Source organism: Methylobacterium indicum (genome assembly GCF_017347565.1).
GTDB classification, from domain to species: domain Bacteria; phylum Pseudomonadota; class Alphaproteobacteria; order Rhizobiales; family Beijerinckiaceae; genus Methylobacterium; species Methylobacterium indicum.
On sequence record NZ_AP024145.1, the window covers coordinates 226,078 to 241,178 of the forward strand.

At 72.7% G+C, this 15,101-nt stretch carries 16 protein-coding genes; 8 read left to right on the forward strand and 8 right to left on the reverse strand.

The annotated features are described in order from the left end of the window. Positions 1-2 precede the first annotated feature (2 nt). Positions 3-977, reverse strand: a complete 975-nt coding sequence (gene pstC, locus miv_RS01130; RefSeq protein ID WP_048430094.1) for a phosphate ABC transporter permease subunit PstC — start codon at positions 975-977, stop codon at positions 3-5. Positions 978-1,156: 179 nt separating this feature from the next. Further along, complete coding sequence (pstS, locus tag miv_RS01135; RefSeq protein ID WP_207180997.1) at positions 1,157-2,197, reverse strand: phosphate ABC transporter substrate-binding protein PstS; 1,041 nt, start codon at positions 2,195-2,197, stop codon at positions 1,157-1,159. Positions 2,198-2,506: 309 nt separating this feature from the next. Here pstS and miv_RS01140 point away from each other — a divergent pair, with 309 nt between their 5' ends. From miv_RS01140 to miv_RS01155, 5 genes are all read left to right on the forward strand, one after another. Then, positions 2,507-2,788, forward strand: coding sequence for a hypothetical protein (locus miv_RS01140; protein WP_048425689.1), 282 nt, complete (start codon positions 2,507-2,509; stop codon positions 2,786-2,788). Between the two features lie 364 nt (positions 2,789-3,152). Continuing rightward, positions 3,153-3,878, forward strand: coding sequence for a sigma-70 family RNA polymerase sigma factor (locus tag miv_RS01145; protein ID WP_048425682.1), 726 nt, complete (start codon positions 3,153-3,155; stop codon positions 3,876-3,878). Between the two features lie 210 nt (positions 3,879-4,088). Continuing rightward, positions 4,089-5,159, forward strand: a complete 1,071-nt coding sequence (locus tag miv_RS01150) for a DUF2865 domain-containing protein (RefSeq protein WP_244748813.1) — start codon at positions 4,089-4,091, stop codon at positions 5,157-5,159. Positions 5,160-5,299: 140 nt separating this feature from the next. Continuing rightward, positions 5,300-5,428 carry a hypothetical protein gene (locus miv_RS33665; protein ID WP_274534411.1) on the forward strand — a complete coding sequence of 43 codons (129 nt, stop codon included), beginning with the start codon at positions 5,300-5,302 and terminating at the stop codon, positions 5,426-5,428. A gap of 81 nt (positions 5,429-5,509) precedes the next feature. Continuing rightward, positions 5,510-6,436, forward strand: a complete 927-nt coding sequence (locus miv_RS01155) for an MBL fold metallo-hydrolase (RefSeq protein ID WP_048425681.1) — start codon at positions 5,510-5,512, stop codon at positions 6,434-6,436. Between the two features lie 8 nt (positions 6,437-6,444). On the opposite strand, the gene miv_RS01160 is transcribed toward miv_RS01155, so the two are convergent. The 3 genes from miv_RS01160 to miv_RS01170 form a co-directional block, all read right to left on the reverse strand. Further along, entirely contained in the window at positions 6,445-6,819 is a 375-nt protein-coding gene (locus miv_RS01160) for a VOC family protein (RefSeq protein ID WP_207180998.1), read from the reverse strand. A 169-nt stretch (positions 6,820-6,988) separates the two neighbouring features. After that, positions 6,989-8,152 (reverse strand): dimethylmenaquinone methyltransferase, encoded by a 1,164-nt coding sequence (locus tag miv_RS01165; protein ID WP_048425679.1) that lies wholly within the window; start codon positions 8,150-8,152, stop codon positions 6,989-6,991. A gap of 119 nt (positions 8,153-8,271) precedes the next feature. Continuing rightward, complete coding sequence (locus tag miv_RS01170; RefSeq protein ID WP_207180999.1) at positions 8,272-9,204, reverse strand: LysR family transcriptional regulator; 933 nt, start codon at positions 9,202-9,204, stop codon at positions 8,272-8,274. 100 nt (positions 9,205-9,304) lie between these two features. On the opposite strand from miv_RS01170, the gene miv_RS01175 reads away from it, so the two are divergent. Continuing rightward, entirely contained in the window at positions 9,305-9,676 is a 372-nt protein-coding gene (locus miv_RS01175) for a hypothetical protein (RefSeq protein WP_244748815.1), read from the forward strand. 22 nt (positions 9,677-9,698) lie between these two features. Here miv_RS01175 and miv_RS01180 read toward each other — a convergent pair whose 3' ends face one another. From miv_RS01180 to miv_RS01190, 3 genes are all read right to left on the reverse strand, one after another. After that, complete coding sequence (locus tag miv_RS01180; RefSeq protein ID WP_122982794.1) at positions 9,699-11,087, reverse strand: HD-GYP domain-containing protein; 1,389 nt, start codon at positions 11,085-11,087, stop codon at positions 9,699-9,701. A gap of 149 nt (positions 11,088-11,236) precedes the next feature. Then, positions 11,237-11,719 carry a DUF1203 domain-containing protein gene (locus tag miv_RS01185; protein WP_207181001.1) on the reverse strand — a complete coding sequence of 161 codons (483 nt, stop codon included), beginning with the start codon at positions 11,717-11,719 and terminating at the stop codon, positions 11,237-11,239. A 76-nt stretch (positions 11,720-11,795) separates the two neighbouring features. Beyond that, on the reverse strand, positions 11,796-13,025 hold the full coding sequence (locus miv_RS01190) for a glycosyltransferase (RefSeq protein ID WP_207181003.1): 1,230 nt from the start codon (positions 13,023-13,025) through the stop codon (positions 11,796-11,798). Positions 13,026-13,177: 152 nt separating this feature from the next. Here miv_RS01190 and miv_RS01195 point away from each other — a divergent pair, with 152 nt between their 5' ends. After that, positions 13,178-14,095: a LysR family transcriptional regulator gene (locus miv_RS01195; protein ID WP_207181004.1), complete on the forward strand. Its 918-nt coding sequence runs from the start codon at positions 13,178-13,180 to the stop codon at positions 14,093-14,095. A 115-nt stretch (positions 14,096-14,210) separates the two neighbouring features. Beyond that, positions 14,211-15,083, forward strand: coding sequence for a shikimate dehydrogenase (locus miv_RS01200; RefSeq protein WP_207181005.1), 873 nt, complete (start codon positions 14,211-14,213; stop codon positions 15,081-15,083). Positions 15,084-15,101 lie beyond the last annotated feature (18 nt).

Sequence of the window (15,101 nt, forward strand, 5' to 3'; positions counted from 1 at the left end):
GATCAGGCCACCTTCGCGCGGCGCACGAGCAGCCGGGCGATGATGAGCACGATGAAGGTGACGACGAACAGGATGCAGCCGAGCGCCATCAGCGAGCTGAGCTGGAGGCCGTCGGCCTCGTTGAACTCGTTGGCGATGCGCGACGCGATGGTCGAGCCCGGATCGAAGATCGAGGGCGAGAGGCGGTTGGCGTTGCCGATCACGAAGGTGACCGCCATCGTCTCGCCGAGCGCGCGGCCGAGGCCCAGCATGACCGCCCCGATGATCGAGACCGAGGCCTGCGGGATCAGGACGTGGCGCACGACCTCCCAGGTGGTGCAGCCGATGCCGTAGGCGCTCTCGCGCAGCACCGTCGGGATCTGGTCGAGCATGTCGCGGGTGATCGAGGCGACGAAGGGCACGATCATGATCGCCAGGATGATGCCGGCGGTGAGGATGCCGACGCCGGAGGGCACCTGGGCGTAGAACAGGGTGCCGACGATCGGCAGGCCCTCGACGAGGTTCGAGACCGGGATCTGCACGAAGCGCGCGAAGAGCGGCGCGAAGATGAACAGGCCCCACATGCCGTAGATGATGCTCGGCACGGCGGCGAGCAGCTCGATGGTCATCGAGACCGGGCGGCGGGCCCAGCCGGGGCAGAGCTGCGTCAGGTAGATCGCGATGCCGAGCGAGATCGGCACGCCGATGACGAGGGCGAGCAGCGCCGAGACCAGGGTGCCGATGATGGCGACGAGGGCGCCGTACTCCTCGCGGCCGACGTTCCAGGCGCTCGAGACCAAGAAGCCGGGGCCGAAGGCCTGGAAGGCCGGCCAGCCGCCATAGGCGATCGAGCCCAGGATGCCGGCGAGGACCAGGAGCACCAGCAGCGCCGACGCGAAGGCGGCGGTGCGGAAGATGCGATCGCCCACCGGGCTGGGGGCGCGGCGGGCGACTTCGCGCCTTGCCGCCATTGCGACGTTCTCAGACAACGCGACCATCCGGGTTTCCCTTGGAGTGAGCGGCCTCTAGCGCGCTCGGCGGATCGAGGCGAGTCGGACGCGACCCGCCTCGAGGCCCGGCGGGCGGCGAGATCTCGGCTTCGCGCCGGCGCCCCGCGCCGGCGAACGGGAGGGCGGGGCCCGTCCTCCCGGAAGTCCGTCACGCCGCGTGCGGCGGCTTACTGGGCGAGGACGGGCTTGCCGTCCTTGCCGACGACCGTCTTCCACTCGTCCTCGACCTGGCCGACGACCTTGTCGGGCAGCGGCACGTAGTCGAGGTCGGAGGCGAGCTTGTCGCCGTTCTTGTAGGCCCAGCGGAAGAACTTCAGCACCTCGGCGGTGCGGGCCGCGTCGGCCGAAGCCTTGTGGACCAGGATGAAGGTCGCGGCGGTGATCGGCCAGGCCTTGGCGCCGGGCTGGTTGGTCAGCGAAATGCCGAAGCCCGGGGCGGCCTTCCAGTCGGCGTTGGCGGCGGCGGCCTGGAACGCCTCGTCGCCCGGCATCGGGTACTGGCCGTCCTTGTTCTGGATCAGCGCGACCGGCAGGTTGTTCTGCTTGGCGTAGGCGTACTCGACGTAGCCGATGGCGTTCGGGACCTGCTTGACGACCGCCGTGACGCCCTCGTTGCCCTTGCCGCCCTGGCCGGCCGGCCAGCTGACCGTGGTCGAGGCGCCGAGCTCGGACTTCCAGGCCGGCGACACGTCGGACAGGTATGTGGTGAAGATGTTGGTGGTGCCGGACGCGTCGGACCGGTAGACCGGGGTGATCGGGGCGTCGGGGAGCTTCACGCCCTCGTTGAGCTTGGCGATCTTCGGGTCGGACCACTTGCGGATCTTGCCCTGGTAGATCTCGGCCAGCACCTCGCCGGTCAGCTTGATCTCACCCGACTTGATGCCGGCGATGTTCACCACCGGGACGACGCCGCCCATGACGGTCGGGAACTGGACCAGGCCGTCCTTGGTCAGGGCCTCGCCCTTCAGCGGCGCGTCGGTGGCGCCGAAATCGACGGTCTTGGCCTGGATCTGCTTGATGCCGCCGCCCGAGCCGATCGACTGGTAGTTCAGGCCGTTGCCGGTCTCCTTGCGGTAGGCCTCGGCCCACTTGGAATAGACCGGGAACGGGAAGGTGGCGCCGGCGCCGGTGATGTCGAGGGCGAGCGCCGAGGTGGCGATCTGGGCAGTCGCGAGCCCGATGGCGAGCGCGTAGGAGAAAGGCTTCACTGGGTTCTCTCCGTGTTCGGATCGGTCAGGCACGATGCGGGGCGACGAGCGGTGCTGCCGTCATCCTGCCGTCGACAGCCGGCGAGGACGCGACCCGCCTCCCCGGACTGCGCCGGACCCCGACCTGATCCTTGCCAGGCCGTGTGTCGTCGCGGCGCGACGCATACGCCCAGCCTCACGCCGGCCCTATGACGATCCCATGACACTTGGATGACAGCCCCCGGCCGGATGCGACGTTTCGGCCGTCTCGCGCGTTGGAAGGGCGATGATCCGGGGCGGTGGCGCCTCTTCCAGCAGGACGCGATTCCCGTGCACGACCTCGACACGAAGACCGACGCGACCCGGGAGGGCGAGGCGGCCGGGCACCCGGACGAGCCGGGCCGCCGGGAGCTGCTGGACCTCCACGCCGAACGGGGGGCGCTGGAGCAGCGCCTCGCCCGCGCCGAGCAGGAGCGCCTCTACCTCGCCGACCCGGCCGCCGTCGCCGCGGCGCAGGCCGAGGAGGCCGCCCTGCTCGCCGATCTCGACCGCATCATGACACGCATCCGCGCCGCCGAGTACCGCAGCCAGCCCGGCGCCCGGACCTGGTAGGACCGGCCCCCGCCCGGGTGCGACGACGGAGGTGGGAACCTGGGCCGTACGAGGCCGTTGCCCCCGACGACCCGGGCCGCCGGCCCGGGCGCGGCCGCGCCTTCGCGCGGCAACGGGAGCGACGGCGATGCGGTGGAGCGACGGGCGGACGAGGCGAGCGCCGCGCGACGGGACGCGCGACCCGACACGGCACCGCCCGACGACGCCCTGATCCCCCGCCTGACCCGCCCGCGGCGATGCGCACCCGTCGACAGGTCCGCGCGGCGCCCCACTTGTCCCTCGAAGGAAGCTCCGGCGGAGTATGACGCGCGCGGCCCGGATCCGCGCCGCCCCGCCCTCCCTGGCTTCAGAACGTGAGAGTCGCATGGCGTCCACCGACAATCCCATCCTGGCCGCACCCGAGTCGAAGCCCGGCCTGCCGCCGACCGTGCAGCGCCATCTCGGCCACCAGCTGCGGGCGGCCTACGCGCCGCTGGAGACCGCGGCGACGCCGGAGGTCTTCCTCGCGCTGATCGAGCGGCTCGAGGCGGCGCTCGCCGCGCAAGGGCGCGCGGTCGAGCCGGCGTTCCGCGAGGGGATGCTGGCCGCCCTGTCGTCGCTGCGCGCCTTCGCGCTCTCGCTCACCAACAACGCCGCCCGGGCCGACGACCTCGTCCAGGACACGATCCTGCGCGCCTGGCAGAACCAGCACCGCTTCCAGCCCGGCACCAACCTCAACGCCTGGCTGTTCACCATCCTGCGCAACGCCTTCTACTCCGAGCAGCGCAAGCGGATGCGCGAGGTGCAGGACGAGGACGGCTCCTACGCCGCGCGCCTGTTCACCGCCCCCGACCAGGGCCACCGCCTCGACGTGCAGGACCTGCGCGCCGGCCTCGCCAAGCTGCCCCCGGACCAGCGCGAGGCGCTGATTCTCGTCGGCGCCGAGGGGCTGTCCTACGAGGAGGTGGCGGGCATCTGCGGCGTCGCGATCGGCACCATCAAGAGCCGGGTCAACCGGGCCCGCAACCGCCTCGCCGAGCTTCTCGGCTACAGCGACGACGACCTGACCGGCGACCGCATGATGCAGTCGGCGATGGGCGAGGGCGTCTGAGGACAGGGACGATTCCCGGAGGGGCCGTCGGCGGCCTCTCTCGTCGCGGGACTTGGACAGCGGGACTTGGGCAGCGGAAATCGGGGGTAGCGGGCGGAGTCGAGCCGCCGCGCCCCCGGAGTCATGAAGCTGTTATCTCAGCGGTTCTCCGCAGTTGCCGGGGTCCGGGGCGAGGGGTTAATTGGCCTTAACCTTCGGTGAGGCTCCCCCGTGACCGTCCCCAACGTGATGAAGCCCGGCATCGGCCGGTCGCGCGGCCTCGTGCGCAGCCTCGCCCTCGGCCTCCTGCTCGGCCTCGGCGCCGTCGGCGCCGGCAGCACCCTGGTCCAGGCGGCGGACGATGCCGGAGTGCTCGAGTTCCTGCTCGGCGAGGTGCCGCGCAGCCTCGGCCTGCCGGCCCGGGCGCCCCGGCCCCAGGCGGCCTTGCGCGAGCGGCGGGTGCGCTGGACCAGCCGTCCGGCCCACGCCACCGTCGAGGCCCCGCGCTGGGTCACCCCGGTCCACCGTGCCCGGGCATCCTCGGCCCAGGCATCATCGTCCCAGTTATCTTCCTCCCAGGCATCCTCGCCGAAGGCGGCCCCGCCGCGTCCGCGTCTGCAGCTGGCGATCGAGCAAACCGGGGAGCCGGCCGGGTTCGCACGCACCCGAGATCGCACCGTCTGCGTGCGCACCTGCGACGGCTACATGTTCCCGCTCGCCAACCTCGAGGGCCGCGAGGCCCCGCCGGCGCATCAGGAGGCCTGCCAGGCCGCCTGCCCGGGGGCCGAGACCGCTCTCTACACCGTACGGGCCGGCCAGGAGCTCGATCGGGCGGTGAGCCTCGACGGCCGGCCCTACCGCAGCCTGGCGGCGGCCTACATCTACCGGACGCGCCAGGTGCAGAGCTGCGCCTGCCGGCCCGGCGAGGGCGGCTACGCGCGGCTCCTCCTGCGCGACGCGACGCTTCGGCCCGGCGACGCGGTGGCGGCCGGGCCCGGGCCCCGGGCCGTCGGCGCCAAGGTCTTCGCCGGTCGCGACCGGGCCGGGGAGGCGCGCTTCGTCGAGTTCCGCCGCGCCGGAACGCTCTCGGCCGGGGCCCGGCGCGATCTCGACCGCACCCTCGACGTCACGCGCCAGGAGCGTGCCCGGGCCGAGTTCAAGCACTCGCTCGCCGCGGCCGCCAAGAGCCAGGGCGACGCCGGACGCCTGCGCTACGCCTCGCGCTCCCTGGGCTTTGCCGAAGTGGTGAGCGATGCCGGCTTCCTGCCGGTCCGGGTCGTGGCGCCCTCCCCGTTCCGCTGATCCGCCGGCCCGGCCGCGGCCTGTTGCGGGCCGGAGACAGGGCCGGTCTTCCGCGGCTCCGGACCCTCGCGGCGCTTGCGATTCACAGGCCCGCGGGAGGACAATGCCGTCGTTCCGGTTGCTCCGGTTTCCCCCTCATCATGCTGTCGCCCGCCATGTCGCCCGCGCTCGAGAATCGTCTGTTGCAGTACCGCGAAGTCGCGGCCGTGTTTCTGAGCTCGGGCCTGTTCTTCGCAGGATTGCTCGTCTGGGCCTGGATGGTGAGCTGAGAGGCGCGAGTGCCCTCGACAGGGCGGGGCCGCGCCGGCTAACCCGGGGGCTCCCCCCACGCCGCGTCAGGAGCCGGTCCGGTGAGCGAGTCTGAGGCACCCGAGGCGGCGCCCGCCTTCCAGCGCGAGGCCCCGGCGAGCGGGCGGGTCGAGGCGGTATCGCCGCTGATCCGGCGGCTCGTCTGCCCGAATGCCGGCCCCTTCACCCAGAGCGGCACCTGCACCTACCTGGTCGGGCATGGCCGCGTCGCGGTGATCGATCCCGGCCCGGACCACCCGGAGCACCGGGCGGCCCTGCTGGCGGCGCTCGACGGCGAGAGCATCGAGGCGATCCTCGTCACCCACACCCACCGCGACCATTCCCCCGGCGCCCGCCCGCTCCGGGCGGCGACCGGCGCGCCGATCGTCGGCTGCGGCCCGCACCGGCCGGCCCGCGCCGTGCGGGGCCTCGAGCAGGGGCGCCTCGACGCCGCGGGCGATGCCGAGCACCGGCCCGACCGGGAGCTCACGGACGGCGAGAGCGTCAGCGGGCCGGGCTGGACCCTGACGGCGCTCGCGACCCCCGGCCACACCATGAACCACCTCGCCTTCGCCTTCGCGGAGGAGAACGCCCTGTTCTCGGGCGATCACGTCATGGCGTGGTCGACCAGCATCGTGGCGCCGCCCGACGGGGCGATGGGGCCCTACATGGCGTCCCTGGAGACGCTGCGCGGCCGGTCCGAGGCGGTGTACTGGCCCGGCCATGGCGGCCCGGTGCGCGATCCCCAGCGCTTCGTGCGCGGGCTCCTCGGCCATCGCCGCGCCCGCGAGGCCGGCATCCTGGAGCGGGTCTCGGCCGGCGAGCGCACCATCCCGGGCCTCGTCGCCGCCCTCTATTCCGGCCTCGACCCGATGCTGCGACCGGCCGCCGCCCTGTCGGTCTTCGCTCATCTCGAAGACCTGGTGGAGCGCGGCCGGGTCGCGACCGACGGTCCGCCGGCGCTCGATTCGGAGTACCGGCCGGCCTGACGGCATCGCTACCGCGTCGCCGCCGTGCGGGCGGTGAGCTTGTTGCCGTCCGGGTCGCGCAGATAGGCGACGAAGGCCCCGTTCGGGCGTTCCGTGGGCGGGCTCTCGATCGCGGTCCCGCCCTGCGCGACGCCGGCCCGGTGCCAGGCGAGGACCTGGTCGCGGCTCGCGGCGGCGAGACCGATGGTTCCCCCGTTGGCCGCGGTCGCCGGGTTGCCGTCGATCGGCGTCGTGACCATCAGCCGGCCGCCCGCATGGACGTAGATCAGCCGGCCCCGGGCATCCATCGCGCCGGGCCCGCCGCCCAGGGCGGCGAAGGTGGCGTCGTAGAAGAGCCGTGCCCGTTCGAGGTCGTTGCTGCCGATCATGACGTGGGTGAACATGCGTCCCCTCCGGTCAGGAAGCCGAGCGCGCCGGAACCCCGGCGGACTGGAGAGTTTCACGATCGCGCTGCAATCGCGAAGCTCTCCAAGTCTTGGTCTCGCCTCATTTTCTTCGACGAACCGGCATCCACTTCGTCGGAAAATGCTCGAGCGGCCGCCGGGGCTTCCCTCAGCCCTTCCAGTTCTTCAGGGCCGCGAACGGGCTGTCGGCGGCGGCCGATTTCGGCGGGGTGAGCACCGGCTCGACCTGGGCGACGGCGTCGCTGAGCGAGAACGCGGTGCCGCTCGGCAGCTTGCCGCCGGCGGCGTCCTGGTGGCCGCCGCCGCGGAACAGGCGGGCGCCGTCGAGGGCGGTGCCGTCGATCGAGCGGAACGACAGGGTGCCGGCGCGCTGCACGTTGACGAGGCGCTTGGCGCGCCCGCTCGCCATCACGAGGTCGGAGACCCGCTGGAAGGTGCCGGCATCGAGGGCGAAGGACAGGAGGGTGCCGTCCGGGAGCGCGTGGAACAGCGCGTCGGAGCGGGCGAGCGCCCGGGCCATCCGCTGCCGGGTGGTGAGGCGCGCGTCGTCGCTCGGCTCGTCGCGCATCAGGTCGTCGACGATCGCGCCGCGGATCGCCGGCACGGCGCGCTCCAGCTCCGCCGGGGTGGCGCCGGTGCGCAGTTTCGCGGTCGCCTCCAGGAGCAGGCGGGCGACGAAGGGGTCGTGCGCCGGATGCCCGACCGGCACCAGCGTGCCGACATTGTCCCAGAAGATCTCGTCGAGGGCGAAGCCGCCGGGGAAGTGCGGGTCCTCCTTGCGCCAGAGGTCGAGGGCGTCGACGGAGGCGACGAAGAGCGCCAGATCCTCGGCCCGGGCCGGATCGGGCGCCTTCGTGGCGAACAGGGCGTGGTGGGTCGCGACCATCTTGGTCGCGCTCGAATTCTCGTCGATCAGCACGGTGACGGACGGGTCGCCGAGATCGAAGCGCGACAGGCGCGGGTTCTCCGCATCGGCCTTCGGCTCCAGGTTCTGGCGGCGCATCTGGTCGATCGAGGAGGTGTGGTGGTCGAGCACCACCAGCCGGTGCGGGGCGTCGGCCTCGCGCTTGCGGTTCATGGCGGCGAAGCGGCGCAGGAACGCGATCGTCGGCTCCTCGATGCCGAGATCGGTGATCAGCACCATCTCGGCGGCCTTGGTCTTGGACAGGCGCTTCAATTCGTCGTCGACCACGGGGCCGACATCGCCGTAGCGCGGGACGTGCACGATGCGCGCCGGCTCGGCATAGGCCGCGACGAGGGTCGCGGCGCCGTAGCCGTCGAGGTCGTGGTGGGTGATCTGGGTCAGGCGCACGGGATCAGGGTCCAACGGTCGGTTCGGGTCGGTCGGGACGGGTCGGCGCATGGCGGACCCGTCCCGGCGAATCCCGCCAGCATAGCGGCATCGGCGCCGTCCCGGCAGGGGGCGGCCGGTCAGGACGGGGCGGTCGGCTCGTCCGCCAGGCGCCGCAGCAGGTCGCGCAGCCAGCGATGGGCCGGATCGTCGTCGTAGGAGGCGTGCCAGAGCATCCCCACGGCGATCGCGTCGAGGGCGACCGGGACCGGGCTCACGGTCAGCCCCAGGGTCTCGGCGAAGAGATGCGCCAGACGGGCATGCATGGTGGTGAGCACCGGCGCGCTGCGCACCAGGAACGGCACCGCGACGAAGCGCGGCGAGGTGACCGCGAGGGTGCGGGCGAGCCCGAGCTTGGCGAGGGCGTCGTCCACCACCCCGTGGGCGGTCCCGCGCAGGCTCGTCAGCACGTGGGGGAAGCGCAGGTAGTCGTCGAGCGAGATCGGCGGCGTCAGCCCGACCTGGGCGGCGTTGAACAGGCAGACGTAGCTGTCGCGGTAGAGCAGGCGCTGCTTGTGGTGCGTCTGGCCGCGGAACGACAGGTCGATGGCGAGGTCGACCCGGTCGGCGTCGATCTCCTCCAGGATGTGGGCCCGGTCGACGGAGCGCAGGAGCAGGCTGATCCCCGGCGCCTCGCGCCGCAGATGGGCGAGGAGCCGCGTGCCGAGCAGCACCTCCGTGCTGTCGGGCAGGCTGATCGTGAAGCTGCGCACAACCGTGCGGGGATCGAAGGCCTCGTCCCGGCGCACCAGCCCCTGGACCTGGCGCAGCAGCACCCGCAGCGGCTCGGCCAGGGCGAGCGCCCGCGGGGTCGGCCGCATCCCCTCGGGGGCGCGGGTGAGAAGCTCGTCGCCGAACAGGGTCCTGAGCCGCGCGAGCGCGCTGCTCATCGCCGACTGACCGATGCCGATGCGCGCCGCCGCCCGGGTCACGCTGCGCTCGGCGAGCAGCGCGTCAAGGGCGACCAGCAGGTTGAGATCGATCCGGGAGAGATCGATATGATCAATAGTCATTATCGATGCGATCTGTTTGATCCATGCTGCACCGCAGCGCATATCACGTCCATGGATGCGGGGCCGCACCGAGCCCCGCCACGACACGGACCACGCGATCATGACCCTGTTCACGACGATGCGCACGACGCTCCTGGCCGCCGCCACGCTGGCAGCCGCCTCCGCCGCCAGCGCGCAGGACCTCCGGCCGACCGGGGCGGCGAGCCTCGACCTCGGCCCCCTCGCCGGGGTCGCCTATTACCTCCCCGAGCCCGCGGGCTACCGGGTGGTGGTGACCCTGGCCTACCGCGCGCCCACCCCCGCCACCCGGTTCGAGACGGTGCTGGCCCCCGGCCAGAGCGTCACGGTCTCGACCCCGCAGGAAGCCGGCGCCCCGGCCCGGGCGGTGGCGATCACCCGCAACGGCGACGCGGTCGCGGTGACGCCGTTGCGCGGCTGGGACACCGTCGAGGCGACCGCCTCGGTGGAGTGACGCCCCCGGGGGCGGGCGGCCGTCAGGCCGCCCGCGACAGGTCGCCGTCGATCCCGGCGATCGCCCGCTCCAGGGCCGAGAAGCAGGCCGGGTCGAAGGCGGTGCCGACATCCTGGCGCATGATGCCCAGCGCCTTCGGGATCGGCATCGCGGCGCGGTAGGGACGGTCGGCGGTCAGCGCGTCGAACACGTCCGCCACCGAAACGATGCGGGTCTCCGGCGCGATGGCCTCGCCGGTGAGGCCGCGGGGATAGCCCTTGCCGTCGAGGCGCTCGTGATGGGCGCCGCCGATCCGGGCGATGGCGTGGAAGGCGGCCACGCGGGCGAGGATCGTCTCCGACAGGGCGGCGTGGTTGCGCATGTCGCGCCACTCGGCGTCGTCGAGCTTGGCCGCCTTGTCGAGGATCGCGTTCGAGACCCCGAGCTTGCCGATGTCGTGCAGGAGCGCCGCCCGGCGCAGCCAGCGGCGGCGCTCCGCCGCGTAGCCGAGTTCCGCCGCGATCATGTCGGCATAGACCGCGACCCGCTCGGAATGGCCGGAGGTGAAGGGGCTCTTGGCGTCGATCACCTGGGCGAAGGCCCGGGCGATGTCGTCGAGGTAGTCCTCGTCGACGACGAGGCCGGCCCGGGCCGGTTCGAGGGCGGCGACCGCATCCGCCACCGCGTCGGAGGCGAGCACGTCCCAGAAGCCCCGAGTCTGCGCGGCCCGGTCCAGGGCCGCCACCGCGTCGGGGTCGAACCAGGAGCCGGCCCGGGCCCGCGCCTCGGCGAGCGCCGCCGCCGGGCCGGCGCTGGTGTGGAAGACGTCGACCACCTGCGCCAGCAGCGCGATGCGGGCGTAGAGCGGGATCCCGGATCCGGCGCGGCGGTCGGGCCGGCCCTTGCCGTTCCAGTGCTCGTCGAGGGCGTGGATCGCCTCGCAGACGGACGGGGGGAAGCGCAGGCGCGCGGCGATCTCGGCCCCGCGCTGGCAGCGGGTCTGGATCAGGTCGTCGACGATCTCGCCGCCGTTCTGCAGGATGTTGAGGACCGCCCGGAAGCGCTCGGCGAGGCCGGCCTTGAGCCCGGTATGCGAGAAGACGAAGCCCAGGACCTGGGGCAGGCTGTCGCTCACCGACTTGAAGTCGCGCTTGAAGCCGATGTCGTCGGACAGGTAGAGCTCGCAGATCCGCGCGGCGTTGCTGGAGCAGCCGAGGTCCTTCAGCATCACCGTGTAGTAGAGTTCCCAGAGGCGGTCGGGGTCGAGGCCCATCTCGCGCCCGACATGCATGCCGATCCAGGTCGCGCGCACGCAATGCCCGGGGGGCTGGCCCTCGGTCAGGTCGAGGGCGTGGCTGAGCGCCCCGAGCAGCTCGGATAGCGGAATGCCGCTCTCGGGCGTCTCCCCGACGGCATGCAGGCTCGGCGACATCGGGCTCCCCCTCCCCTTCTTCGTGCGCCGGAATGGCAGCCGGGAATGAAGGATTGCTGAGCGATCCACAGAGGATGCGATGCTGTGCGAAAGCGGCCCGGGAATGCCCCGCGCCGCGACCGGCCGCCGCCCCGCCGGCCGATCCGCCGTCAGCCGGGCAGCCGCGTCACCCGGGTCAGCAGGCAGCCCGGCCGTGCGGTGTGGATGTTGACGAAGGCCGTGCGGGGATCGGCGAGTGCCCGGTCGAGGGGCGCATCGACCTCGGCGCCGGCACAGACCTGCCCGAGATCGTACAGGCAGAGGTCGTCGGCGTCGTAGGCCCGGACCGAGACGAGGGGGTTGACCCGCACGATCGGGGCGACCGCGTTGGCGGTCGTGGCGCGGGGACACGCGGCCTCGTGCAGGAAGATCGGGCTCGGCGTCCAGTAGATCCCGAGTGGCCGCGGCAGGTCGTAGGAGCCGAGCAGCACGGCTTCGCCGGCCCGCGCCGGGCGCAGGCAGTGGCGGCAGGGAAAGCCGCCCTCCGGCGTCGCGACGACCCGCCGGACGGGGTTGCCCCGATCGTCGCGGCCGGTGCGGCGAAAGCGGTCGGCGGTCGCCGTGGGAATCGCCTCGCAGTGGAACGGGGTCATGTCGGCACCTCCTTCCGGCGTGCCTACGCGCCCCGGCCCTGCGCCGCATCCCGCTCCTTGCGGTCGAATTCCGGCGTCACGCCCCGCCCCCGGCGGCGACCGCCTCGATCAGGCGCAGATGCGCCGGCAGGCAGACCCGCTCGAGATCGTAGGACAGGGCCGTCTCGCGCGCGGCCGCCCGCAATGGGGCGACGGCGGCAGGGTCGGCCAGCACCGAGACCACCGCCTCGGCGATCGCCCGGCGCGAGAAGAAATCGACCAGGAGGCCGTTCCGGCGATGCCGGATCACCTCCTCGACCGGCGGCGTCGCCGAGCCGACGATGCAGGCCCCGAGCGCCATCGCCTCCAGCATCGACCAGGACAGGACGAACGGATAGGTCAGGTAGACGTGGACCATCGAGACCCGCAGCAGGTCGACGTAGTCGCGGTAGGGGATGTTTCCGACGAAATGGACCCGCGACAGGTCGAGATCCGCCCGGACCTCGTCGAGGAAGATGTCGCGCCAGGTCCGGCCGGCGGGGGGTTTCGCGCCGTAGCTGGTGTCGCTGCCGCCGACGATCACCGCCCGGGCCTTCGGCCGCCGGCGCAGGATCTCGGGCAGCGCCCGCATGAAGCTGTGATAGCCGCGATAGGGTTCGAGGTTGCGGTTGACGAAGGTCACGACCTCGTCGCCGACGCCGAGGGACAGGCGGTCGCGGCCGAGCGTGATCCGTACCCGCGGGTCCGGCCGCAGCAGGTCGGTGTCGATGCCGTCGTGGATCACGGTGAGCCGGTCCCGGAAGACCGCCGGGATGCGGCTCGCCTGCCAGGCGGTGGGGCTGACCAGCCGGTCGGAGGCCTCGAAGGCGAGGAGCTGCGCGGCGTTGCGTGCGCGGGTGCGGAAGGCATCGCCCTCCGCGCCGGGAAATTCCGGGTCGAAGCCCGTATCGGCGCCCGTCGCGCTGTAGAAGAACTCCGCGAAGGTCAGGAGCCGGGCCCGCGGCCAGACGTCCTTGAGGAAGAGCGTCTCGCCCCAGCCCGAATGGCCGCAGATCACGTCCGGGCAAAACCCCTCGGCCTTGAGGGCGAGCGCCGCCCGCGCCGCCGCCTCGCCCCGCAGGGTCGCGGTCTCGAAGCTCGCCGCCGGCGGATGGATGCCGGGCGTCGAGCGGCCGGCCACCGCGTAGCGGAGGTGGCGCACCCCCGGCAGGGTCGGCGCCGGATTGATGCCGAGCGCCACCACCTCGGCGCTGGGCCGGGCCGCCAGCGCCGGGGCGATGTGCCGGTACTGGCCGGGAAAGTTCTGGTGGACGAAGAGGACGCGCATCGGATCCCGGGCCGCCCCGTCGCGGCAAAGGACGGGTCCCCGGCTGTATCACCGGTCCCGGCCTCGGCGGAGTCGCGGGGGCGGCGGCATTTGCGTCCGGGCCGCGCCTGTCGCCATCTGGCCGGGAAAACGGACGACGAGGGGGAGACCGGATGCTGACCCTGCGCCAGATCGAGGTCGCCCGCGCCGTGATGGTGACCGGGACCATCGCGGGCGCGGCGCGCCTCCTCAACGTCTCGGCGCCGGGGATCAGCCGGCTGATGAAGTACACCGAGGCCTCGCTCGGCTTCCGGCTGTTCGATCGGCGGGCCGGGCGCCTCGTACCCTCCGAGCAGGCGCGCCACGTCTTCGCGCAGATCAACGCGGTCTTCGACAAGGTCGAGGATCTACGCTTCGTCCTGGAGCGCACGCAAGGCGGCGCCGGCCAGGAACTGCTGATCGGCTCGGTGCCGTCGATCTCGCACGTCATGGTGCCCCGCGCGATCGAGCGGGTGCGCAACGCCTATCCCCATCTCGTCATCGACATCAACATCCTCAAGCTCGAGGAGGCGATCGACTACCTGCTGCTGGGCAAGGGCGAGGTGGTGGCGATGAGCTACCGCCTCGACCACCCGGCGCTCACCTTCGAGCCTCTGGCCCGCGGCGGCCTGTACTGCATCGTGCCGCTCGACCATCCCCTCGCCGCCCGGTCCTCGATCTCGGCCGACGAGATCGCGCGCCATCCCCTGATCGGCATCGACCCGAACGACCCCTACGGCCGGATCATGTCCGACATCTTCCGCGAGCGCGGCCTGTCCTACGGGATCACGATCCGGGCCCGCTTCGGCTCGACGGTGTGCTCCCTGGTGCGGGCCGGCCTCGGCATCGCGGTGATCGACCAGTTCACCATCGCGGACGACGCCTTCCCGGGCGTGCGCGTGCTGCCGATCGACGAGGCGCCGGTCTTCGAGACCTGGATTGCCATGAAGGCCGGCACGGCGCTCAGCATGTTCGCCGCGAGCTTCGTGCGCTTCCTGCGCGAGGAGATGGCGCGGCCCGGTCAGGTCAGGCCGCCCTCCGCTCGACCGTAACATGATGTTACGATCGTCGCGTAACTTGGTACTCATGGTGAGGGCGCCGCGGGCGTAAGGTCCGGTCCAGGGAGAGCTCGCCACGGGCGGGCGCAGACGAACGAGGGCCGCCCGCATGGCTCATTCAGAGATGGCTCACGGACATGCCAGGCCCGTCCTGCTCGGCCTGATCGGCTCGCCGATCGCCCATTCCGCCTCGCCGGCGATGCACGAGGCCGCCGCCGAGGCGCTGGGGCTCGAGGCCCATTACCAGCTCATCGACGTTCCGGGCGCCGATGCGGCGCAGCTGCAAAGCCTGCTCGCGGCGCTGGCGCCGATCGGGTTCGCCGGCGTCAACGTCACCTACCCCTACAAGGAAGCGGTGCTGCCGCTCCTCGACGGGCTGTCGCCCGGGGCCCAGGCGGTCGGCGCCGTCAACACGATCGTCGTCCGCGACGGCCGGCTCACCGGCCACAACACCGACATGACGGGCTTTTCCCGCGCCCTGGTGCAGGCCTTCGGGCCGCGGCCCGAGGGACCCGTGGCGCTGATCGGGGCCGGGGGCGTCGGCAAGGCGGTCGCGGTGGCCCTGGCGGCGTTCGACGGCGTCGAGATCCGCCTCGTCGACGCGAACCCGGCCAAGGCCGAGGCGGTGGCGGCCTCGCTCGCCGACCACGCCGCGATACGGGTATGCCGGAGCCTCGCGGCGGCGCTCGACGGCGCGCGCGGCGTCGTCAACGGCACCCCGGTCGGCATGCTGCCGGATCGCGGCACGCCGGTCCCGGCGGAGCTGCTGCGGCCCGGGATGTGGGTGGCGGACGCGGTCTATTCCCCGCTCCGGACGCCGCTCCTCACCGACGCCGCCCGGATCGGCGCCCGGACCATGACGGGGCGCGAACTCGCGATCCACCAGGCCCTCGACGCCTTCGCGCTGTTCACCGGCCGCGAGGCGCCCGCCGAGGCGATGGCGCGGGCCTTCGACCGCGTGGTGGCGCCGCCCGCCGGCTGACGCCGGTGCGCGAGGCCG

Coding starts and splice junctions, on each gene's coding strand:
- miv_RS01180 (WP_122982794.1), bottom strand. CDS start 11,087: ATGTCGCCGAGCCTGCATGCCGTCGGGGAGACGCCCGAGAGCGGCATT.
- pstC (WP_048430094.1), bottom strand. CDS start 977: ATGGTCGCGTTGTCTGAGAACGTCGCAATGGCGGCAAGGCGCGAAGTC.
- miv_RS33665 (WP_274534411.1), top strand. CDS start 5,300: ATGCTGTCGCCCGCCATGTCGCCCGCGCTCGAGAATCGTCTGTTGCAG.
- miv_RS01175 (WP_244748815.1), top strand. CDS start 9,305: ATGACCCTGTTCACGACGATGCGCACGACGCTCCTGGCCGCCGCCACG.
- miv_RS01145 (WP_048425682.1), top strand. CDS start 3,153: ATGGCGTCCACCGACAATCCCATCCTGGCCGCACCCGAGTCGAAGCCC.
- miv_RS01190 (WP_207181003.1), bottom strand. CDS start 13,025: ATGCGCGTCCTCTTCGTCCACCAGAACTTTCCCGGCCAGTACCGGCAC.
- miv_RS01185 (WP_207181001.1), bottom strand. CDS start 11,719: ATGACCCCGTTCCACTGCGAGGCGATTCCCACGGCGACCGCCGACCGC.
- miv_RS01170 (WP_207180999.1), bottom strand. CDS start 9,204: ATGACTATTGATCATATCGATCTCTCCCGGATCGATCTCAACCTGCTG.
- miv_RS01195 (WP_207181004.1), top strand. CDS start 13,178: ATGCTGACCCTGCGCCAGATCGAGGTCGCCCGCGCCGTGATGGTGACC.
- miv_RS01160 (WP_207180998.1), bottom strand. CDS start 6,819: ATGTTCACCCACGTCATGATCGGCAGCAACGACCTCGAACGGGCACGG.
- miv_RS01200 (WP_207181005.1), top strand. CDS start 14,211: ATGGCTCATTCAGAGATGGCTCACGGACATGCCAGGCCCGTCCTGCTC.